At 68.3% G+C, this 20,955-nt stretch carries 18 protein-coding genes; 16 read left to right on the forward strand and 2 right to left on the reverse strand.

All coding sequences use genetic code 11. From position 1 onward, the window contains the following. The first annotated feature begins 81 nt into the window (after positions 1-81). The 11 genes from argS to J3367_RS04775 all read left to right on the forward strand — a co-directional run bounded on the left by argS (position 82) and on the right by J3367_RS04775 (position 12,042). Positions 82-1,833, forward strand: a complete 1,752-nt coding sequence (gene argS, locus J3367_RS04725; RefSeq protein ID WP_421460277.1) for an arginine--tRNA ligase — start codon at positions 82-84, stop codon at positions 1,831-1,833. A gap of 85 nt (positions 1,834-1,918) precedes the next feature. After that, the gene (locus J3367_RS04730; RefSeq protein ID WP_024351452.1) at positions 1,919-3,847 is read left to right on the forward strand and encodes an SPOR domain-containing protein; all 1,929 of its coding nucleotides are present in this window, start codon (positions 1,919-1,921) and stop codon (positions 3,845-3,847) included. A 128-nt stretch (positions 3,848-3,975) separates the two neighbouring features. Further along, positions 3,976-4,995, forward strand: coding sequence for a beta-N-acetylhexosaminidase (nagZ, locus tag J3367_RS04735; protein WP_024351451.1), 1,020 nt, complete (start codon positions 3,976-3,978; stop codon positions 4,993-4,995). Positions 4,996-5,084: 89 nt separating this feature from the next. Next, positions 5,085-6,209, forward strand: a complete 1,125-nt coding sequence (locus J3367_RS04740; protein WP_024351450.1) for an ABC transporter ATP-binding protein — start codon at positions 5,085-5,087, stop codon at positions 6,207-6,209. 44 nt (positions 6,210-6,253) lie between these two features. After that, positions 6,254-6,487, forward strand: a complete 234-nt coding sequence (locus J3367_RS04745) for a twin-arginine translocase TatA/TatE family subunit (RefSeq protein ID WP_024351449.1) — start codon at positions 6,254-6,256, stop codon at positions 6,485-6,487. A gap of 116 nt (positions 6,488-6,603) precedes the next feature. Continuing rightward, positions 6,604-7,017: a Sec-independent protein translocase protein TatB gene (gene tatB, locus J3367_RS04750; protein WP_244495435.1), complete on the forward strand. Its 414-nt coding sequence runs from the start codon at positions 6,604-6,606 to the stop codon at positions 7,015-7,017. Further along, positions 7,014-7,829 (forward strand): twin-arginine translocase subunit TatC, encoded by an 816-nt coding sequence (gene tatC, locus J3367_RS04755; protein ID WP_024351448.1) that lies wholly within the window; start codon positions 7,014-7,016, stop codon positions 7,827-7,829. The genes tatB and tatC overlap by 4 nt, the downstream gene beginning before the upstream one ends. 47 nt (positions 7,830-7,876) lie before the next feature. Continuing rightward, a complete protein-coding gene (gene serS / locus J3367_RS04760; RefSeq protein WP_024351447.1) occupies positions 7,877-9,160 on the forward strand; it encodes a serine--tRNA ligase in 1,284 nt (427 codons plus the stop codon). Continuing rightward, positions 9,160-9,915 carry a 5'/3'-nucleotidase SurE gene (surE, locus tag J3367_RS04765; RefSeq protein ID WP_024351446.1) on the forward strand — a complete coding sequence of 252 codons (756 nt, stop codon included), beginning with the start codon at positions 9,160-9,162 and terminating at the stop codon, positions 9,913-9,915. Before serS ends, surE begins: the two co-directional genes overlap by 1 nt. Further along, positions 9,915-10,577 carry a protein-L-isoaspartate(D-aspartate) O-methyltransferase gene (locus tag J3367_RS04770; protein WP_051141623.1) on the forward strand — a complete coding sequence of 221 codons (663 nt, stop codon included), beginning with the start codon at positions 9,915-9,917 and terminating at the stop codon, positions 10,575-10,577. Before surE ends, J3367_RS04770 begins: the two co-directional genes overlap by 1 nt. Before the next feature lie 145 nt (positions 10,578-10,722). Beyond that, on the forward strand, positions 10,723-12,042 hold the full coding sequence (locus J3367_RS04775; RefSeq protein WP_024351444.1) for a peptidoglycan DD-metalloendopeptidase family protein: 1,320 nt from the start codon (positions 10,723-10,725) through the stop codon (positions 12,040-12,042). A gap of 78 nt (positions 12,043-12,120) precedes the next feature. Here the strand turns inward: J3367_RS04775 and J3367_RS04780 are convergent, their stop codons facing one another. Further along, a complete protein-coding gene (locus J3367_RS04780) occupies positions 12,121-13,008 on the reverse strand; it encodes an ATP-binding protein (protein WP_024351443.1) in 888 nt (295 codons plus the stop codon). Between the two features lie 164 nt (positions 13,009-13,172). Between J3367_RS04780 and yajC the strand changes: the two genes are divergently transcribed. The 5 genes from yajC (at position 13,173) to J3367_RS04805 (ending at position 19,489) form a co-directional block, all read left to right on the forward strand. Next, positions 13,173-13,511 (forward strand): preprotein translocase subunit YajC, encoded by a 339-nt coding sequence (gene yajC, locus J3367_RS04785; RefSeq protein WP_024351442.1) that lies wholly within the window; start codon positions 13,173-13,175, stop codon positions 13,509-13,511. Between the two features lie 139 nt (positions 13,512-13,650). Continuing rightward, complete coding sequence (gene secDF, locus J3367_RS04790) at positions 13,651-16,218, forward strand: protein translocase subunit SecDF (RefSeq protein WP_024351441.1); 2,568 nt, start codon at positions 13,651-13,653, stop codon at positions 16,216-16,218. 1 nt (position 16,219) lies between these two features. Next, the gene (locus tag J3367_RS04795) at positions 16,220-16,609 is read left to right on the forward strand and encodes an Mth938-like domain-containing protein (RefSeq protein WP_024351440.1); all 390 of its coding nucleotides are present in this window, start codon (positions 16,220-16,222) and stop codon (positions 16,607-16,609) included. A 134-nt stretch (positions 16,610-16,743) separates the two neighbouring features. Beyond that, positions 16,744-17,574: a phytoene/squalene synthase family protein gene (locus tag J3367_RS04800; RefSeq protein ID WP_024351439.1), complete on the forward strand. Its 831-nt coding sequence runs from the start codon at positions 16,744-16,746 to the stop codon at positions 17,572-17,574. A gap of 121 nt (positions 17,575-17,695) precedes the next feature. Continuing rightward, positions 17,696-19,489, forward strand: coding sequence for a DUF4153 domain-containing protein (locus tag J3367_RS04805; RefSeq protein WP_024351438.1), 1,794 nt, complete (start codon positions 17,696-17,698; stop codon positions 19,487-19,489). A gap of 35 nt (positions 19,490-19,524) precedes the next feature. On the opposite strand, the gene trmFO is transcribed toward J3367_RS04805, so the two are convergent. Beyond that, entirely contained in the window at positions 19,525-20,946 is a 1,422-nt protein-coding gene (gene trmFO, locus J3367_RS04810; RefSeq protein WP_024351437.1) for a methylenetetrahydrofolate--tRNA-(uracil(54)-C(5))-methyltransferase (FADH(2)-oxidizing) TrmFO, read from the reverse strand. Positions 20,947-20,955 lie beyond the last annotated feature (9 nt).

Genomic DNA, 20,955 nt, shown 5'->3' on the forward strand with positions numbered 1-20,955 from the left:
CACGCAGATGCGTGACGCCCGGCCGCCAGAACGTCCGGGCCGCGCCGCGACGGCGGCCGCCGGAACCAGTCGAGGTCCAGGATGAACATCTTCGCCGATTTCGAATCGCGCGTGAAGGCTGCGGTCGAAGCCGTTCTTTCCGATAGTGAAAGCGGCGTGCCGGATCTGGCGCGCGTCACGGTCGAGCCGCCGCGCGATGCCGCCCATGGCGACCTTGCGACCAACGCCGCGATGGTGCTGGCCAAGCCGCTGGGCCTGAAGCCGCGCGATCTGGCCACCCGCATCGCCGCGCATCTTGCCCGCGATCCCGATGTCGAGACGGCCGAGATCGCCGGGCCGGGCTTCATCAATCTGAAGCTCTGCCAGCCCTTCTGGATCGCGCATCTGGCAGGCATTCTCGCCGCCGGCGGCGATTTCGGCCGGGCGCCTGCCACCGGCCGCCGGGTGAATGTCGAATATGTCTCGGCCAACCCGACAGGGCCGATGCATGTCGGCCACTGCCGCGGCGCGGTCGTGGGCGACGCCGTGGCGAGCCTGATGGCCTTCGGCGGCGACCAGGTGACCACCGAATACTACATCAACGATGCCGGCGAGCAGGTGAACGTTCTCGCGCGCTCGGCCCTGCTGCGCTACCGCGAGGCGCTGGGCGAGACGATCGACGAGATCCCGGCCGGTCTCTACCCCGGCGAGTACCTCAAGCCGGTGGGCGAAAAGCTGGCGAGCGAGTTCGGCGACCGGCTCCTTGCGATGGACGAGGCGGAATGGCTGCCGCTGGTGCGCGAACGGGCCATCGACGCGATGATGGAAATGATCCGCGCCGATCTGAAGCTGCTGGGCATCGAGCAGGACGTGTTCTTCTCCGAGCGCACCCTGCATGACGACAATGGCGGCAAGATCGCCGCCGCAATCGCCGATCTGCGGGAGCGGGGCTTCGTCTATCAGGGCTCGCTGCCGCCGCCCAAGGGTCAGTTGCCCGAGGATTGGGAAGACCGCGAGCAGACCCTGCTGCGCTCGACCGAGGTCGGCGACGACCAGGACCGGCCGCTGGTGAAGTCCGACGGCCGTTACACCTATTTCGCCGCCGACGTCGCCTATTTCCGCGACAAGTTCGAGCGCGGCTTCCAGGAGATGGTCTACGTCCTCGGTGCCGATCACGGCGGCTATGTGAAGCGGCTGGAAGCCGTGGCGCGGGCGGTGTCCGGCGGCACCGCGACGGCGGACGTGCTGTTGTGCCAGCTCGTGAAGCTCTACCGGAACGGCGAGCCGGTCACGATGTCGAAGCGCTCCGGCAATTTCGTCACCCTGGCGGACGTGGTGGAGGAGGTCGGCCGCGATCCCGTCCGCTTCATGATGCTGTTTCGCAAGAGCGACGCGCCGCTGGACTTCGACTTCCAGAAGGTCACCGAGCAGTCGAAGGACAATCCGGTCTTCTACGTGCAGTACGCCCATGCCCGTTCGGCCGCGATCTTCCGCCAGGCCGTCGAGGCCGGGCTGACGCTGCCCGACTTCGCTTCGCTCGACCGCGAGACGCTGGATCTCCTGAACGACGAGGGCGAGATCGGCCTGATCCGCAAGCTCGCGGAGTTCCCGCGGCTGATCAAATCGGCAGCCGATGCAAAGGAGCCGCACCGGCTGGCCTTCTATCTCTACGACCTCGCATCGTCGTTCCACGCGCAGTACAATCGCGGCAAGGACCTGCCGGAATTACGGTTTGTTAACGCTGATGAGGCCAAGATCACCTTGGCCCGACTGGCTCTGGTGAAGGCCGTGGCGCTGGTTCTGGCTACGGGACTCGGCCTGATCGGGGTCGACGCTCCGGAAGAAATGCGCTGACCGATCACGCTTTGGTCAAGTTCGTCCCCTAGCCCACGAGAAGGGGCCGGACGCCTCCGGAGCACGAAGATAGGCGGGGGTGTGAATGTCGACGGGGGACATGAACGGCGCGGGTTCGAAGACGGACCGGCTGACGGCGACGCCTGACGAAGATCCGTTCGCGGATCTGGCGAAACTGATCGATCAGCCTTGGGGCGCGGAGCCTGCGGTGCGCGCCGAGCGTGACGCCGCTGCCGCGCCGACCGGCGATGCGACCGGTTTCGACGAGGAGGCCCTGGCCGGCGTCCTCGACAAGGAATTCAACCGCAGCTTCGAATCGATGGACGATTTCGCAGCGCCTGCGATGGCTGCTGACGCGCCGTCCCGCGACGACGAGACCATCACCAATTCCTATGCGAACTGGGTGTCGCCGCGCGGCGCTTCTGCCGCGTCTACGGGTTTTGCCAGCCAGTCGCGCTCCGCGACGACGCCGGCTGCCCCCGAGGCCCAGCTCGACGCCGCGATCGACGACGAGCTGGAGGTCGCGCTGCGTGGCCTGTCGGCTCCGGCCAATCCGCGCGGCACGCCGCTGCATCACAGCGAGGCTTTTGCGCCGGCAAGGGTCGAGCCTGCGCCGATGCCGCAGGCCAGCACCAAGCCGCTCGACGATTTCGACGAACTGATCGCCAGCGAACTCGCGGCGATGACCACGACGCCGCAGGTGCAGCGCATCAACGAGGCATGGGACGGTGCCGATACGCGCATGGCAGCGGCCGGACCGTCCGCGCCGCAGCACGGCCATGCCGGTCTCGCCCAGGACGACAGCAATGCCTTCGGCGTCGAATCGCTCGACGATCGTTTCGATGATGGCCGCGGTGTTCGCGGTGCGTCTCACCGGGCCGCCGGCGCCATGCTCGCGGCAGGGCAGGGACGTTTCTCGCCCCGTTCGCTCGGCTTCGGCGCCAGTGTGCTGGTCATCGCGCTGCTCGGCGGCGTTGGCGCCTATTACGCATCCGGAAGCGGCGGCGTTGCGGGCTCCGACGAGGTGCTGATCGTGCGCGCCGATCCCGAGCCGGTGAAGGTCGCGCCGAAGGATCCGGGCGGCCGCGCCGTGCCGAATCAGAACAAGGCGGTCTACGAGCGCGTCCAGAGCGCCGACGCCGACATCAAGCCATCGCAGACCACTCTCCTGTCGGCAGCCGAAGAGCCGCTGGAACTGCCCTCGCAGGTCGCCAACGATCTGCCGGGCGTCGATCTCAGCCCGATCGGCACGGCGCGTGCCGCGTCGAACGGGATCGGCGACGGCTCCGTGCGGGTCGCCGACGCATCCGCCTCTGCCGAGCCGATCGCGGTCCTGACGCCGCGGCGCGTGCGCACCCTGACCGTGCGGCCGGATGGCACGCTGGTCACCGAGGACACGGTGCCCGAGACGTCGATGGCGGATCTGCGCGGCGAGAACCCGGCGATGATCCCGGCCGCCTCGCGTCCGGTGGAACTGGCGACGGACGCGGCCGATGCCGCGACGACCGAGACGGTGGACGACACAGCATCGGCAGGACAGCCTGCACCGGGCATGCCCGTGCCGGCGATGAAGCCGACGCGACCGGCCTCCGCCGCGACCCGCGTGGCGGCGCTCGCCACGGCAGAGCCCGAGCCGCAGGTGTCGCCGGCCGCCGTCGCCCCGGCGCCGACCCCGGTCGCGCCGGAGCCGGCCGTCGATTCGGCCACGGAAACCGCCAGCATCGCGGCACAGCCCGCAGCGGCGCCCGCCGCCGTGACGGCCCCTACCGGTGACGGCTATTACGTCCAGATCTCTTCGCAGCCCAGCGAAACGGCGGCGCGGGAATCGTCCCAGGCGCTCGGCCAGCGCTATGCCGGCGTGATCGGCGGGCGTAACCTCGTCATCCAGTCGGCCGACATTCCGGGCAAGGGCACCTATTACCGGGTGCGCGTGGCGACCGGCTCCAAGGACGAGGCGACGAGCCTGTGCTCCCAGCTCAAATCAGCCGGCGGCAGCTGCTTCGTGGCGCGCTGAGCGTCGCCGGCCTTGCCGGCGTCGCACTGACGGGCCGTTCCTCGCGCGGGACGGCTCCTTCCATTCTTCACACAGACACACGTCCCGGCGCTGACGCGGGACCATCCGTGCACGCACAGGAGACGGGAATGAGCGGATCGAAGGCGTGGATTGCCGCGCCGGCCGGGCTTCGCCTGACGGCGGACGAACGCGCCTTCTTCGCCGACGAGCGGCCCTGGGGCTTCATCGTCTTCGGCCGCAACATCTCCGACGCCTCGCAACTGTCCGATCTGACGGCCGAACTGCGCGAGATCGGCGGGCGCGCCGCGATCCCGGTCTTCATCGACCAGGAAGGCGGGCGGATCAATCGCCTCAAGCCGCCGATGGCGCCGGCCTATCCGACGCCGGCCGATCTCGGTCGGCTGCATGCCGCCGATGCCGAGGCGGGCGTGCGCGCCGCGTGGCTGCAGGGCCGGCTGCTGGCCGCCGACATCATGGTCTATGGCATCAATGCCGACTGCGTGCCGTGCCTCGACGTGCCGGTGCAGGGTGCGGATTCGGTCATCGGGGATCGTGCCTACGGCCTTGACGGCGACACCGTCGCCGCCCTCGGTCAGGCCGTGGCGGACGGGTTTGTGGCCGGCGGCGGCCTACCGGTGATGAAGCATATTCCCGGCCATGGCCGCGGCAATGCCGACAGCCATTACCGCCTGCCGGTGGTCACAACGCCCCGCGCCGAGCTGTCCCGGACAGATTTCGCCCCGTTCAGGGCCCTGAACACGGTGCCGGCGGCGATGACCGCGCATATTCTCTATACGGATATCGATGCCCGTCGCCCGGCGACGCTGTCGCCCGTGGTGATCGAGGAGGTCATTCGCGGCGAGATCGGTTTCGACGGTCTCCTGATGAGCGACGACATCTCGATGAAGGCGCTGCAGGGCGATCTCGGCGACCTCAGCCGCGAATGCCTCGATGCCGGCTGCGACGTCGTCCTCCACTGCAATGGCGACATGGCGGAGATGCGCAAGGTCGCTGACGCCGCGCAGCCGCTGGCAGGAGAGGGCGAGCGCCGCGCCGCCGCCGCCGAGGCCTGCATCGCGCCCATCGTGCCGGCCGACGAGGCCGCGCTGCGGGCGGAATATCGCGAACTCGTCGCCCGCGTCGCCTGAACCGGTTGCCGTCGCCGCGGCGAAGGGTTAGCCAGAGCGCAGAAGGCTGGGCGCGCGCGCCGGCCGACCAGAGTGACGGGCTGTCCAACGTGCATGACCGGACCCGCGACGCCGTCGCGCCATCCCAGAAATCCGCGAGCAGGACGAGCGCCGGCGTCAGCTTTGCCGCCCGTCTCGCCTTCGAGAACGTCTCGCACGCGGTCGGCGACACGCAGATCCTGAACGACATCAATCTGGCGGCCGAGCCCGGCGAGATCCTGTGTCTGCTCGGGCCATCCGGGTCCGGCAAGACGACGCTCCTGCGGATCGCCGCGGGGATCGAGCGGCAGACGGCGGGACGGCTGGTTCTGAACGGTCGCGAGATCGCCGGCGAGACGGCGTTCGTACCGCCGGAAAAGCGCGGCATCGGCCTGATGTTCCAGGACTTCGCGCTGTTTCCGCACATGACCATTGCCGAGAATGTCCGCTTCGGCCTGACCGCCATGTCGGGGGACGCGGCGCGCAAGGAGGCGATGGCCGCGCTGGAGCGGGTCGGCTTGAGCGGCTCCGCCGGGCTTTATCCGCACACCCTGTCGGGCGGCGAGCAGCAGCGCGTGGCGCTGGCGCGGGCGATGTCGCCGCGCCCCTCGGTGCTGTTGATGGACGAGCCGTTCTCCGGCCTGGACAGCCGTCTGAAGGACGTGGTGCGGACCGACACGCTGCAGATCCTGCGCGAAAGCCGTGCGACCGCGATCATTGTGACCCATGACGCCGAGGAGGCGATGCGCATGGGCGACCGAATCGCGCTTCTGCGCGACGGGCGCCTGGTGCAGCTCGGCACGGCGGCCGAACTCTACAGTCGCCCGGCCAGTCTCTTTGCCGCGGGATTCTTTTCCGAGCTCAACGTCATCGACGGCAATGTGCGCGGCGGCCGCGTGGTGACGGCACTCGGACCGGTCGCCGACACGGCCCTGCCGGACGGCACGGCGATGACCGTGGCCCTGCGTTTGACGGGCCTGCGCCTGCAGGAGCGGGACGACGGCGTGTTTGGACGGATCGTCGCACGGCGGTTTCTGGGCAGCGTCGATCTGATGACCGTGGCCATCGAGGGGCTCGATTATCCGCTGCGCTCGCGCATGCGGGCGGGAATTGTCGAGCAGGGGCGGCGCGACGTCGTTGTTTCCGTTGATCCGCAAGACGTTATCGTGTTTGAAAAGTCCGCGGACGATCGCTAGCTTGGGAAGATCGAACGCCTTACGCGTTCCAGGGAGATTTTATAATGGGTAGCTTCAGCATCTGGCATTGGCTCATCGTCCTTGCGGTCGTGCTGCTGCTCTTCGGTCGCGGCAAGATCCCGGAACTGATGGGTGACGTTGCCAAGGGCATCAAGAGCTTCAAGAAGGGCATGTCGGAGGACGAGACCGAGGCGGCTGCTCAGGAGCGCCGGTCGCTCGACCATAACGAGGCCGACGTGGTGGCCCGCGACGTCAAGCGGGAGAAGACGGTCAACTGATCGCCTGCACATGAGGTCATCGATGACGACGGTGCGCCGTCGTCATCAGGTCAGTTCGCTGTTTCCGAGACGCTGAAATGTTCGATATCGGCTGGTCCGAACTCATGGTCGTTGCGGTGATCCTGGTGGTCGTCGTGGGGCCAAAGGATTTGCCGCGCATGCTGCGCACGTTCGGGCGCACCAGCAAGCAGTTGCGGTCCATGGCCGGCGATTTCCGCCGCCAGTTCGACGATGCGTTGCGCGAGGCTGAGCTCGACGATGTCAGGGACACCGTGAGCAAGGTGCGCGATCTCGATCCGACCAAGGACGTGCGTGCGGCGATGAACCCGATGAAGGCGGTGGGCGACGAGATTCGCTCGTCGCTGAAGGCCGCGACCAAGGCGCCCGAACCGAAGGTGCCGGGCGCCTCCGGTGCGGCCGTTGCGGCCGAACCCGACAAGGCGGGGGCGACCAACAGCCCGCAGCCGGCGGACAAGCCTGCCGAAAGCGCGGATGCCGCGCCCCAGAAGAAGAGCGAGGACGCGGCGTGAGTCGGAACGACACCGATATCGAGGCCTCCTCGGCGCCGCTCATCGAGCACCTCATCGAGCTGCGCACGCGGCTGATGTGGAGCCTCGGCGGCTTCCTCGTGGCCTTCATCCTCTGCTTCTTCTTCGCCAAGCCGATCTTCAATTTCCTCGTCGTTCCGTACCAGACAGCGACGGAATGGGCCGGCGTGCACAACAAGCAGGTCGAGCTGATCTACACGGCGCCGCAGGAATTCTTCTTCACCCAGGTGAAGATCGCGGCCTTCGGCGGCTTCTTCCTCGCCTTTCCGCTGATTGCCTCGCAGATCTACAAATTCGTGGCCCCCGGCCTCTACCGCGAGGAGCGCGGCGCGTTCCTGCCGTTCCTCGTCGCCACGCCGCTGCTGTTCCTGCTCGGCGCGGCGCTGGTCTATTACTTCTTCACCCCGATGGTGATGTGGTTCTTCCTGTCGATGGAGCAGACGGGAACCGGCGGACAGGCCGCGATCCAGCTGCTGCCGCGGGTCTCCGAATATCTGTCGCTGATCATGACGCTGATCTTCGCCTTCGGACTGGTGTTCCAGCTTCCGGTGGTGGCGACGCTTCTGGTGCGGGCCGGCATCACCTCCTCGCAGGGGCTGGCCGACAAGCGCAAATACGCCATCGTGCTGGCCTTCGTCGCCGCGGCGATCCTGACGCCGCCCGACCCGATGTCGCAGATCGGTCTTGCCCTGCCGACGATCCTTCTCTACGAGGTGTCGATCTTTGCGGCACGGATGATCGAACGCAAGCGGGCCCAGCGGCAGCGCGAAAGCGAGGCGCAAGCCGATAGCTGACGGCATGACCCGGATCCCGCCGCTCGTCGGTCGGGAAACGGGAATCAATGCTCGACATCAAGTGGATACGTGACAATCCGGACAAGCTGGATGCGGCCCTCGCACGACGCGGCGCCGCGCCCCTGGCCGATCAGCTTCTCAAACTCGACGAAGAGCGCCGGGCGCATCTGACCCGCCTGCAGACCTTGCAGGGGCGGCGCAACGAGGCGTCCAAGGCGATCGGCAAGGCCAAGGGCACCGGCGACGAAGCCGGCGCCGAGGAGCTGATCCGCGAGATCGGTGAGATCAAGGAAGCCATCCAGGACGGCGAGGAGACCGAGCGGCGCATCGACAAGTCGCTCGAGGACGCGCTCGCCCGCATTCCGAACATCCCGCTCGACGACGTGCCCGAGGGCGCGGACGAAGCCGACAATGTCGAGATCCGCCGTCACGGCGAGGCGCCGAACTTCGGCTTTGCGCCGAAGGAGCATTACGAGCTCGGCGAGGGCCTCGGCCTGATGGATTTCGAGCAGGCGGCAAAGATCTCCGGTTCGCGCTTCACCATCCTGAAGGGCCAGCTCGCCCGGCTGGAGCGCGCCCTCGGCCAGTTCATGCTCGACCTACACACCGGCGAACACGGCTATCAGGAAACCGCCGCGCCGCTCTTGGTGCGCGACGAGGCGCTGTTCGGCACCGGCCAGTTGCCGAAGTTCAGCGAGGATCTCTTCCACACCAGCGAAGGCCGCTGGCTGATCCCGACCGCCGAGGTGCCGCTGACCAATATGGTGCGCGAGCAGGTGCTGGGGGCGGGCGACCTGCCGCTGCGCTTTACCGCGCTGACTCCGTGCTTCCGCTCGGAAGCCGGCTCGGCTGGACGCGACACCCGCGGCATGCTGCGCCAGCACCAGTTCTACAAGGTCGAGCTGGTCTCTGTGACCGACGAGGACTCCTCGATTGCCGAGCACGAGCGCATGACCGCGGCAGCCGAAGAGGTGCTGAAGCGTCTCGGCCTGTCCTACCGGGTCGTGACCCTTTGTGCCGGCGACATGGGCTTCGGTGCCCGCAAGACCTACGACATCGAGGTCTGGCTGCCGGGGCAGGACGCGTTCCGCGAAATCTCCAGCTGTTCGGTCTGCGGCGACTTCCAGGCGCGCCGCATGGGCACGCGCTACCGCGTCGAGGGCGAGAAGGCCGCGCGCTACGTTCACACGCTGAACGGCTCCGGCGTCGCCGTCGGGCGGGCGCTGATCGCGGTCATGGAGAATTACCAGAACGAAGACGGCTCGATCACCGTTCCGGAGGTCCTGCGGCCCTATATGGGCGGGCTCGAACGGATCGAGAGGACGGCCTGATGCGCCTGCTGCTGACCAATGACGACGGCATCCACGCCGAAGGGCTTGCCGTGCTGGAGCGGATCGCACGCGAGCTGACGGACGACGTCTGGGTCGTGGCGCCGGAGACCGACCAGAGCGGGCTGTCGCATTCGCTGACGCTGTCCTCGCCGCTGCGCCTACGCAAGATCGACGAGCGCCGCTTCGCCTTGTCCGGCACGCCGACCGACTGCGTCATCATGGCGGTCAAGCAACTGATGGATTCGCCGCCGGACCTGGTGCTGTCGGGGGTGAATGCCGGGCAGAATATCTGCGACGACGTCACCTATTCCGGCACGGTCGCCGGTGCCATGGAAGGCACGATGCTGGGCTTGCGCTCGATCGCGCTCAGCCAGGCGTTCAAGCCCGGCAGCCACCGCGAAGCGCTGTGGAAGACGGCCGAGACCCATGCGCCGGCGCTGATCGAGCGCCTGATGGCGTTCGATACCCCGCCCGGACACCTGATCAACGTGAATTTCCCGGCGGTCGAAGCCGACGCGGTCGAGGGCATCGAGGTCACGCGCCAGGGCAAGCTCGACTATTCGCTGGGCATGGAAGAGCGCCGCGACGGCCGTGGCTTCCCGTATTTCTGGCTGAAGTTCGGGCGGCAGGCCGGCGCCGAAGTGGAACAGTCGGACGTGGCCGCCCTGACGGCCGGGCGGATCTCGGTCACGCCGCTGCATCTCGACCTGACCGCCCATGCGCTGCGCGACGAGCTGCGCACGCTGCTCGGTTGATGGCGCCGACCGGCGAAGGCATGGGGCGCGACCGCGAGGATCTGGCGGCCTTCCTCCTGTCGCTCCGGTCGGAGCGCATCACCGATGCACGGCTTCTGGAAGCGGTGGAATCGGTGCCGCGGCGGCTGTTCCTGCCCGAGGGCATCGCCAACGCCTATGAGAACCGCTCGGCCCCCATCGCCTGCGGCGAGACCATGCACGGGGCGCTGGCCGCCGTGCGGCTGGTGGCGGCGCTGGACGTGCAGCCGGCGCACCGGATTCTGGAGATCGGAACCGGCAGCGGCTACATCACCGCGCTCCTGGCCCGGCTCGCCACCCATGTCAGCTCCTTCGACCGCTATCGCGGGCTGGTGGAGCCGGCGGGTCGGCGGCTGCGCGACATCGGCATCACCAACATCTCGCTGTTCCTGGAAGACGGGCGCGACGGCTTTGCCGGCGGGGCGCCGTTCGACCGGGTGATCGTCCATGCGGCGTTTCCCGCCGTGCCGCGGCAGTTCCTCGACCAGCTCGGCTCCAACGCAGCGATGATCTGCGCGCTCGGGCCGGGCGACGGGCCGCAGGAACTCCTGCGCCTGCGCAAGGTGGGCAGCCGCTTCGAGCGCGAGCCGTTGGGCACGGTGCGCTATCAGCCGCTGGCCTTCGGCACGGCCGACGTCCTCTGATCGGGGCACGACAAGGCGTCGAAGGGCCGTCAAACATGGCGTCAACGTCCAAGAAATGTCGTTTTTGCCCCGCGACTTAACCGGGCAGTAAGATTAACGCGCTTCAATAGGTCCAAGAGTAAACTAGCGTGCTCAAGGGACGGCGATGCGTATCAATGTGCTGAAATCCGTGCGGCTCAGAATGGTGCGCTCCGTCGCGATGGTGGGATTGGCCGGCCTCGCGGCGGGTTGCAGCTCCGACGTCGTGCGTTTCGACGATGGCTTCTACACCGGAGCCGTGCCGCAGGCGCCGGCCAGCAACCAGATGGCGGCCAGCCAGCCCTATCCGGGCGATGTCGATGCCATGAACACCGGCAGCGTCTCCCGGGGCATGCCGGCCTATGGCAACGGCGCCCAGGCGGCATCGGGCTACCCGGCGCAGAACCAGGGCTCCTACCAGACGGCCGCGAACAGCTATCCGCAGGGCGGCGTCGCCACCTCGGGCGCCGTGCAGACCAGCCAGCTGCCGCCTCCGCCGCCGCCGAGCTACGCCACCGCACCGCAGTCGCAGGCTTCCGCCGCGCCGACCTCGTCCTCGGTGCCCGCCACCCGCGGCGCACCGCCCTCGACGCTCGGTGAGCAGGCGGCCCGTGTCGTCTCGCCGCAGAGCCGGCCGATGCAGTCGTCGGCCTCGCAGCCGACGCGATCGGCCGCCGCCAGCGGCGGCAGCAGCGTGAAGGTCGAGAGCGGCGATTCGCTGCTGGGTATCGCACGCCGCACCGGTGTCTCCGTTGCCGACATCAAGCGCGCCAACGGCATGAGCGACGACACCATCCGCATCGGCCAGACGCTGACCTTGCCGGCCGGCGCATCGGCACCGACCCGTGTCGCGGCTGCCGAGCCCAAGGCCGCGCCGGAGCCGCAGCGTCCGGCCGAGCCGCAGAAGGTCGAGGCCGACAGTGCGGCGCCGAAATCCTACTCGCCGCCCAAGACCGCCGAGAAGTCCGGCCGTCCGTCGGCCAGCGAAACGCCGAAGGCGGCCAGCCCGTCGACGACCGTCAGCAAGGAAGTCGAGACCGAGGTGGCGGCCGTCGCGCCGAACTCCACGGGCATCAGCCAGTTGCGCTGGCCGGTGCAGGGCCGCGTCGTCAATCGCTTCGGCGAGAAGGTCGGCTCGCGCCGCAATGACGGCCTCAACCTGTCGGTGCCCCGTGGCACGCCCATCAAGGCCGCCGAGAACGGCGTCGTGATCTATGCCGGCGACGGCCTGAAGGAGTTCGGCAACACCGTTCTCGTCAAGCACGACAACGGCCTCGTCACCGTCTACGGCCACGCCGACCAGATCGACGTGGAGCGGGGCGCCAAGGTCAAGCGCGGTCAGCAGATCGCCAAGTCCGGCATGTCGGGCGACACCGACATTCCGCTTCTGCACTTCGAGGTGCGCAAGGATTCGGCCCCGGTCGATCCGACCAAGTACCTCCAGTAGACGCCGACCTCCAGGCGTGACAGGCCCGGCCCCGCGGACAGCAGCGGGGTCGGGCCATTTGCGTTTGGCTTCAGGGGATCAGCTGTCGGCGACCGGCGTCAGCGTCCGGCCGAGGCGCCCGGCCAGATCCTGGACGAACTGGAAGGCCACGCGGCCGGAGCGGCTGCCCCGGGTCGTCGCCCATTCCAGCGCCTCGTGGCGGACCCGATCCGGATCGACGTCGAGATCGTAGGCGGCCAGATAACCGTCGATCATCGCCAGATAGTCGTCCTGGCTGCAGCGGTGGAAGCCGAGCCACAGGCCGAACCGGTCGGAGAGCGACACCTTTTCCTCCACCGCCTCGCCGGGATTGATCGCCGTCGACCGCTCATTCTCGATCATGTCGCGCGGCAGGAGATGGCGCCGGTTCGAGGTCGCGTAGAACAGGACGTTCTCCGGCCGTCCCTCGACGCCGCCCTCCAGCGCCGCCTTCAGCGACTTGTAGGCCGAATCGCCCATGTCGAAGGACAGGTCGTCGCAGAACAGCAGGAACGGGTAGGGCGCGGCCCGCACGATCCCCATCAGCCGCGGCAGATGGTCGATGTCCTCGCGGTGGATCTCGATCAGCTTCACCGGCGCCGCGCCCGCGTCGAGCCCGGCATTGACCGCGCCATGCGCCGCCTTCACCAGCGACGACTTGCCCATGCCGCGGGCGCCCCAGAGAAGCGCATTGTTGGCCGGCAGGCCTCGGGCGAAGCGGTCGGTGTTCTCCAGGAGAATGTCGCGCGAACGCTCGATGCCCTTCAGCAGGGCGATCGGCACGCGGTTGACCGAGGGAACCGGCACGAGCCCAGCCGGCGGGTCGAAGACGAAACAGTCCGCCGCCGTAAAGTCAGGCGCCGGGGCAGGGGGCGGCGCAAGCCGTTCCAGCGCCCCCGCGATCCGGTCCATCGTGTGCTTCAGGCTGGCGAGTTCTGCGGCATCCATGGCGGCTCTTTCGTCTCGAAGCTTCGCCGGATCGTCGGCCCGGCGGACGCTTGTTGCATTCGGGGCGACCGATCGTATATTCCGCGCACATCGTAAAGGCCCTGCTGTCGGCGCTGCGTCGCGCAAGGCATGACCCTGTGCCGATTTTCTGAGAGGTTTTTTCCATGTTCGTGACCGAGGCTTTCGCCCAGACGGGTTCCGCAGCGGGGGGGAGCGATCTGTTGATCAGCGTTCTGCCGTTCGTGGCCGTGTTCGCGATCATGTATTTCCTCATTATCCGTCCGCAGCGCACCGCCATGAAGAAGCGCGAGGAGATGCTGAAGAACATCCGCCGCGGCGACACCGTCGTCACCGGTGGCGGCATCGTCGGCAAGGTCACCAAGGTGCACGAGAGCGGCGAGCTGGAAGTGCAGATCTCCGAGCAGACCCGCGTGCGCGTCATGCAGGGCACCATCGCCGACGTCCGGGTGAAGGGCGAGCCGACCGCCGCCAACACCAAATAGCCGTGTTGGCGCGGCACACAGCGCCACTGGACTGAGATTGCGTCGCTGCCGGCCTTGCCACAAGGGTCGGTGGCGGCGGTTTTAACGCTTGCCAACGGCGCGCAATACCGGCGCGGCCGTCGACCCTGTCGGGACACCCATGCTCTATTTCTCGCGCTGGAAGACGTTTCTGATCTGGCTGACGGTCGCCATCGGCGTCCTCTATGCGTCGCCTAACGTCCTGCCGCAGCAGGCGCTGGACAAGCTGCCGTCCTGGTTCCCGCAGCAGTCCGTGACGCTGGGTCTCGACCTGCAGGGCGGCTCCTACATTCTTCTCGAGGTGGATTCGCAGTCGCTGGTCGCCGACCGGGTGCAGACCCTGCGCGACGACGCGCGGCAGGCGCTGCGCACCGAGCGCATCGGCTATGCCGGCCTGTCCGACAACGATCGCACCGTGACGATCCGCCTGCGCGACCCCGAACAGGTGGCGGCCGCCCGCGAGGCGCTGTCGCCGATGACCGACCCGATCTCCAGCGGCAGCGTGCTGGGTGGCGGCGCGGTGACGGAGGTAGCGATCGCCGAGCCGCAGCCCGGCGTCCTGACCCTGTCGCTCACCGACGAGGGCGTGGCCTATCGCACGTCGGCTGCGGTGACCCAGTCGATCGAGGTGGTGCGCCGCCGCGTCGACGAGCTCGGCACCACCGAGCCGGTGATCCAGCGCCAGGGTGACGACCGCATCATGGTGCAGGTGCCCGGTCTCGGCGATCCGCAGCGGCTCAAGGCGCTGCTCAACCAGACCGCCAAGCTGACCTTCCGCCTCGTCGACGTGACCGCTTCGGCCGAGGACGTCGCCCGTGGCAGCCGTCCGCCGGCGGGCTCGGAGCTTCTCTACACCAACGACCCGACCCCGGCGCCGGTTCTCGTGCAGCGCCAGATCATGGTGTCGGGTGAAAACCTGACCGACGCCCAGGCCGGCTTCGACAGCCAGAGCAACGAGCCGGTCGTCAACATCCGCTTCGACACCCAGGGTGCCCAGCGCTTCGGCTCGGTCACCCAGCAGAATGTGGGGCGTCCCTTCGCCATCGTCCTCGACGAGAAGGTGCTGTCGGCGCCGAACATCCGCGAGGCGATCCTCGGCGGCCAGGCGCAGATCAGCGGCAGCTTCACCGTCCAGAGCGCCAACGATCTCGCGGTGCTGCTGCGCGCCGGCGCGCTGCCAGCAACGTTGAACATCATCGAGGAGCGCACGGTCGGACCGGGCCTCGGTGCCGATTCGATTGCCGCCGGCGAGACCGCCGGCGTGATCGGCGCCCTCCTCGTCGTCGTCTTCATGCTGGCCGCCTACGGCTTCCTTGGCATCATCGCCAATATCGCGCTGATCGTGAATTTGGTGCTGCTGTTCTCGGTGCTGACCGTCATCGGCGCGACGCTGACCCTTCCAGGCATCGCCGGCATCGTCCTGACGCTCGGCATGGCGGTGGATTCCAACGTCCTGATCTACGAGCGCATCCGCGACGAGCGCCGGCAGGGGCGCTCGGTGGTGCAGGCCATCGACATCGGCTTCCAGAAGGCGCTGGCGACGATTCTCGACGCAAACATCACCACGCTGATCGCGGCGGTCGTGCTGTTCTTCCTGGGGTCGGGGCCGGTACGCGGCTTCGCCGTGACGCTGGCCATCGGCATCATCACGACCGTCTTCACCGCCTTCACGCTCACCCGCTGGCTCGTCGCCGCCTGGGTGCGCCGCAGCCGGCCGAAGGAACTGCCGCGCGGCTTCATCCGGCTGGTGCCGGAAGTCACGCGCATTCCGTTCATGAAGGTCCGCCTGCAAGCCTTTGCCCTGTCGATGCTTCTGTGCGTTGCATCGGTGGGCGGCCTCTTCGCGGTGGGGCTCAATCTTGGCATCGACTTCACCGGCGGCACGCTCATTGAGGTGCAGGCCAAGAATGGCGAGGCCGATATCGGCGACATCCGCGAGCGTCTCGGCGCAATCGGCGTGCCGGACGCGCAGGTGCAGGAGTTCGGCACCCCGACCGAGGCGCTGATCCGCATCGGCTCGCAGGGCGGCGACGCCTCGCAGGTGGCGATCGTGGAATCGGCGCAGGAGGCCCTGGCGGCCGACTACGACTTCCGCCGCACCGAGGTGGTCGGCCCGACCGTCTCGGGCGAACTGGCCTTCGCGGCGATCGTCGGCGTTCTGGCGGCGCTCTTCGCGATCCTAATCTATGTCTGGATCCGCTTCGAGTGGCAGTTCGCGCTTGGCGCGATCATCGCGACGGTCAACGACGTCTTCCTGACGCTCGGCTTCCTGGTCGTGACGCAGCTGGAATTCAGCCTGGCCAGTGTCGCGGCGATTCTGACGATCGTCGGCTACTCGCTGAACGACACGGTGGTCATCTACGACAAGGTCCGCGAGAATCTGCGGCGCTTCAAGAAGATGCCGATCGGCCAGCTTCTCGACCTGTCCGACAACGAGATGCTGGCGCGCACCACCATGACTTCGGCCACGACGCTGCTGGCGCTGGCGGCGCTGTTCGTCTTCGGCGGCGAGGTGATCCGCTCGTTTGTCGCCTCCATGCTGTTCGGCGTGGCGATCGGCACCTTCTCGTCGATCTTCGTCGCCGCACCGGCGCTGATCTTCTTCAAGCTGCGGGCTTCGGACTTCGCAGCCAAGAAGGAAGAGGAAGAGGCGGCGCGCGAGGGCGGCTCGACGGCGCGCGAGGCCTGACATGGCGAAGGGTATCGAGATCCGCGAGGCCCATTTCCCGGGCCGGGCCCCGATCGAGGCCTATGGCAATGGCGGCTTCCGCTTCGCCTCCATGTCGCATCGCGGCTCGATCCTGTGCCTGCCGTCCGGCATCTACGGCTGGGACGGCACCGCCGAGGCGCCGTTCACCGGCGAACGTCTCGGGAAGGTGTTCGAGGAAGCCGAAGAGATCGGCTTCCTGTTGTTCGGTACCGGCAAGGACATTCGCCGGCTGCCGCCGGCGCTGGCCGACCGCATGCGCCAGGTCGGCATTTCCTGCGATCCGATGTCGACGGGCGCGGCGGTCCGCACCTTCAACATCATGCTCTCGGAAGGCCGGCCCGTAGCGGCGGCGCTCGTGGCGGTCGACTGAGCCAGTTCTCGTGACCTCCGCGGCGGTCTGACGCCGGCCGAACGACTGGCCCGATGCGCCGCGCCACACCATCTTTCATCCGCGGGCCCGAAGCCCGAACCAAGCCGAGGCGCTGAGACACGGCCATGACGGATCTGAGCGAGAATTACGCCGAGTGCCTGCGTCTGGTGGAGACGGCCGATCGCGACCGGGCCATCTCGCTGGCCTTCGTTCCGGCGGACAAACGCAACGATGTCGCCGCCCTCTATGCCTTCAACATCGAGACCGCGCGGGTGCGCGATTCGGTGAGCGAGCCGATGCCGGGCGAGATCCGCCTGCAATGGTGGCGCGACGCGCTGGCGGCGCCCGACCAGGGCGCGGCCGGGCATCCGGTCGCGGCTGCCGTCGCCGACACGATCGCCCGCCACGACCTGCCGCGTGCGGCGTTCGACCGCTTCCTCGAAGCGCGCATCTTCGACCTCTATGACGATCCGATGCCGTCGAGCGAAGAGCTGGAGGCCTATGCCGGCGAGACCGCCTCGACGCTGATCATGCTGACGGCGATGGTGCTGGCGCGCGACGCGGCGGAGACGCAGGCCGATGCGGCGGGACATGCCGGGGTTGCCCAGACGGTCGCCGGCGTCCTGCGCCTGTTGCCGCAGCACCGCGCCCGGCGGCAGGTCTTCGTGCCGGCCGACATTCTCGCCGCTGCCGGCTGTTCGAGTGAAGAGCTGATCCGCGGCGAGCGGGAACCGGCAGGCCGCGCGATCGCGGCGATGACCGCCTTCGGGCGCCAGCACGTGCGCGCCTGGACGACCAAACTCGGCGACATTCCCAAGCCGCTGCGACCGGCCTTCCTGCCGGCGGCGCTGGCGGGGCGTTACCTCGACCTCATCGAACGGGACGGAGCGGCGACGCTCGACCAGCCCGTCGAGATCGGCCCGCTGCGCAAGGCCTACATCAACTGGCGCACGATGCGGCGCTGACGGCGGGGATCGACCGCCGGAGCGATCCGCGCTTACATCGCCGCAGCGGCCCGTGCATCCGGGCCAGCACAACGAACTTCCAACCGATCCGAAAGCCGACCCCACCATGGCATTGCGCACGATGAGGTCCGCGCCCCGGCATGTCGGGCAGTTCTGGCGCTCGCTGGCGGCGGGAGCGGGCGTCGCGGCCTTCCGCTTTCCGCTGGCGAGCCTACTGATCGTCGCCATCGCTATCCTGTCCAACCTTGCCCTGCGGGATGTCTATCCGGTGGCCGAGGACGATCTCGCCTGGCTGCTGGCGGCGTTCTATGGCGCGGCGGCCATGTCGGTCGGCATGGTGCTGGCGATGGAGGCGCGGGGCGCGTCCGTGGCGGTGCGGCAGGGCGCGTCTGTCCTTGTGGCGCTCGTCGTCGGTGCGGCGATCTGGGCCGGGCCGGCGCTGGCGGTGTTTCCGCCACCGCTGATCGTTGCCGCGACCTTCGCCGTTCCGCTGGCGGGGTATCTGGGCCTGCGCGATGCGGAAAGGTTCTGGGTCTTCACCTTCTGGACCGTGGTCGGCGTCAGCCTCGCCTTTCTGTCGGTGCTGCTCTTCGTCCTCGGCCTGTCGGCGATCCTGGAGATGATCCGCTACCTGTTCGAGGTCGGGCTGCCGGGCGACGCCTACGAGCATATCTTCGCCACGGCCTTCGCGCTGGTCGGGCCGCTCTTCGCGCTGGGCCGTATCCCGCATCATTTCGACGAGCGCATGCCGGCGGGACAGGACGAACGGCTGATCTCGGGCCTGCGCATTCTGTTCGACTGGGTCGCCGTGCCGCTGGTGCTGGCGACGGCGCTGGTCCTGCATCTCTATGCCGCCAAGATCCTCGTCACCGGCGACGTGCCGAAGGGCGAGATCGGCTGGATCGTCACCTTCTTCGCGCTGTTCGTCCTCATGCTGCGCATCGCGGTCGATCCGTTCCGTGCCGGCGCCGCGGCGGCCACGCGGCTTTTCACACGGTATTTCGCCCTGGCGCTTCTGGTGCCGCTGTCGCTGCTCGCCTATGCGATCTGGCTGCGGATCGGCGCCCAGGGGTTCACGCTGGAGCGGTACTACCTCGCCCTCGGGGCGCTGGCGGCGTGGCTGGTCCTCGCACTGCAGTTTCCGGGACGCACGCGTGGCGACATTCGCTGGATGGCAGCGGTGCCGGTGTTGCTGCTGGCGGTGTCGGCCTTCGGGCCATGGGGCGCGTATGACACGGTTGGCCGCAGTCAGGCCGCCCGCATCGTCGAGCGCTTCGTGGTGGACGACGGCGCCGGCGGGCGCCGGCTGGTCGCGACTGAGCGGCCGGATCGCGAGTCCGCCGAACTGCGCTCGCGCCTCTACGTTCTCGACGATGTGAGCCAGCTCGACCGCCTGGCGCCGCTGCTGCCGTCGGACTTGATGGAGGGGGAGGAAACGGACCGGCGCGAGCGCATTTTCGCGGCGCTCGATCTGTCGGGTCCCGTCGGCGTGCGCGAATTGCGCAGCTTCACCGCCAATGCGCCGATGGTGATCGACATCGCCGGGTTCGATCGCGTCGTCCCGGAGCGCGACCTGCGTGAGGGGCCCGCAGACGGCGAGACGAGCAGCACCAACGCCCCGTCATCCGAAGGAGCGGTGCTGGCGCTTGCAGGTGGCGAGTTGGTGCTGCGGATCGGCGGGGCGGAAGACCGCTTCGATCTCGGGGTGGCGATCGACGCCCTGCCGGAGGCGGTCTACGCGACGGCGCCGGACCGATTGCCGATGCAGGTCGTCGATCTCACCGGCGCGAACGGGCGCAGTGTCCGCCTGGCGCTGCGCCAGATCGTGCGGGATGGTGACGACGGGGCCATCCTGTCGGCGCTGCTGACGGTCTACTACCGGTCCGGCGAATGGCAGGAGCGGCCGGGCGGCTGAGCCCGGCCCCTGGGTCTTCGATCAGGCCGTGGATACTACTCGGCAGCTTCCGCGATCGGTGTCTGGCCGAGCCAGCCGGCGAAATCTGCGAGGGCGCGGGCGGACAGGGCCTTCTTCTTGGCGATCGCCTTGTCCTTGCCGCGAAAGCGCGTGACGCCCTCCGGCTTCTGGATGGCGCCCGGCTCCAGCGGCGGGAACAGGCCGAAATTGATGTTCATCGGCTGGAAGGACCGCTTGCCGCTCTCTTCCTGATGGGCGAGGTGGCCGCCGGTGATATGCGCGGCGAGCGCGCCCATGGCGGTCGTCTGCGGCGGCGGGGTCGCGGCTTCGCCGAGGCGCTCGGCGGCGGCGAAACGGCCGGTCATCAGCCCGACGGCGGCCGATTCCACATAACCCTCGCAGCCGGTGATCTGGCCGGCAAAGCGGATATGCGGGCGCACCTTCAGCCGCAATGTCGGGTCGAGCAGGGTCGGCGAGTTCAGATAGGTGTTGCGGTGCAGGCCGCCGAGCCGTGCGAACTCGGCGTTTTCGAGCCCGGGAATCATCCGCAGCACGGCCGCCTGGGCGCCGTATTTCAGCTTCGTCTGGAAGCCGACGATGTTGTAGAGGGTGCCGAGCGCATTGTCCTGGCGCAGCTGCACGACGGCATAGGCCTTGATGTCCGGCTGGTGGGCGTTGGTCAGGCCCATCGGCTTCATCGGGCCGTGACGTAGGGTCTCCGGACCGCGCTCGGCCATGATCTCGATCGGCAGGCAGCCGTCGAAATAGGGCGTGCCTTCCCATTCCTTGAACTCGGCGCGGTCACCCTCGACGAGGGCGGCGACGAAGCGCTCGTAGGTGTCCTTGTCGAGCGGGCAGTTGATGTAGTCCTTGCCGGTGCCGCCGGGGCCGACCTTGTCGTAGCGCGACTGGAACCAGGCCTTGTCCATGTCGATGGAATCGAAATGCACGATGGGCGCGATGGCGTCGAAGAAGGCGAGGGCGTCGGTGCCGGTGGCGGCGCTGATCGACTCGGCCAGCGACGGCGCGGTGAGCGGGCCGGTGGCGACGATGCTGGGACCCCATTCCTCCGGCGGCAGGCCCTCGACTTCGCCGCGCTCGACGGTGATCAGCGGGTGGGCCGCGATCGCGTCGGAGACGGCGCCGGAAAAGCCCTCGCGATCGACGGCGAGCGCGCTGCCGGCGGGCACCTGGTGGGCGTCGGCGCAGCGCATGATCAGCGAATTGGCCAGCCGCATCTCGGCATGGAGGACACCGACCGCATTGGTCTGGCTGTCGTCCGACCGGAAGGAGTTGGAGCAGACCAGCTCGGCCAGCTGGTCGGTCTTGTGGGCTTCGGTGCCGCGGACGGGCCGCATCTCGTGCAGCACCACGGGCAGACCGCGTTCGGCGATCTGCCAGGCAGCTTCGGATCCGGCGAGCCCGCCGCCGACGACGTGAATGGGTTGTTTCGACATGGAGGTAAT

This window comes from Aurantimonas sp. NFXS3 (genome assembly GCF_049132005.1).
GTDB lineage: Bacteria > Pseudomonadota > Alphaproteobacteria > Rhizobiales > Rhizobiaceae > Aurantimonas > Aurantimonas coralicida.

Coding starts and splice junctions, on each gene's coding strand:
- argS (WP_421460277.1), top strand. CDS start 82: ATGAACATCTTCGCCGATTTCGAATCGCGCGTGAAGGCTGCGGTCGAA.
- J3367_RS04730 (WP_024351452.1), top strand. CDS start 1,919: ATGTCGACGGGGGACATGAACGGCGCGGGTTCGAAGACGGACCGGCTG.
- nagZ (WP_024351451.1), top strand. CDS start 3,976: ATGAGCGGATCGAAGGCGTGGATTGCCGCGCCGGCCGGGCTTCGCCTG.
- J3367_RS04745 (WP_024351449.1), top strand. CDS start 6,254: ATGGGTAGCTTCAGCATCTGGCATTGGCTCATCGTCCTTGCGGTCGTG.
- serS (WP_024351447.1), top strand. CDS start 7,877: ATGCTCGACATCAAGTGGATACGTGACAATCCGGACAAGCTGGATGCG.
- surE (WP_024351446.1), top strand. CDS start 9,160: ATGCGCCTGCTGCTGACCAATGACGACGGCATCCACGCCGAAGGGCTT.
- J3367_RS04770 (WP_051141623.1), top strand. CDS start 9,915: ATGGCGCCGACCGGCGAAGGCATGGGGCGCGACCGCGAGGATCTGGCG.
- J3367_RS04775 (WP_024351444.1), top strand. CDS start 10,723: ATGCGTATCAATGTGCTGAAATCCGTGCGGCTCAGAATGGTGCGCTCC.
- J3367_RS04780 (WP_024351443.1), bottom strand. CDS start 13,008: ATGGATGCCGCAGAACTCGCCAGCCTGAAGCACACGATGGACCGGATC.
- yajC (WP_024351442.1), top strand. CDS start 13,173: ATGTTCGTGACCGAGGCTTTCGCCCAGACGGGTTCCGCAGCGGGGGGG.
- secDF (WP_024351441.1), top strand. CDS start 13,651: ATGCTCTATTTCTCGCGCTGGAAGACGTTTCTGATCTGGCTGACGGTC.
- J3367_RS04795 (WP_024351440.1), top strand. CDS start 16,220: ATGGCGAAGGGTATCGAGATCCGCGAGGCCCATTTCCCGGGCCGGGCC.
- J3367_RS04805 (WP_024351438.1), top strand. CDS start 17,696: ATGAGGTCCGCGCCCCGGCATGTCGGGCAGTTCTGGCGCTCGCTGGCG.
- trmFO (WP_024351437.1), bottom strand. CDS start 20,946: ATGTCGAAACAACCCATTCACGTCGTCGGCGGCGGGCTCGCCGGATCC.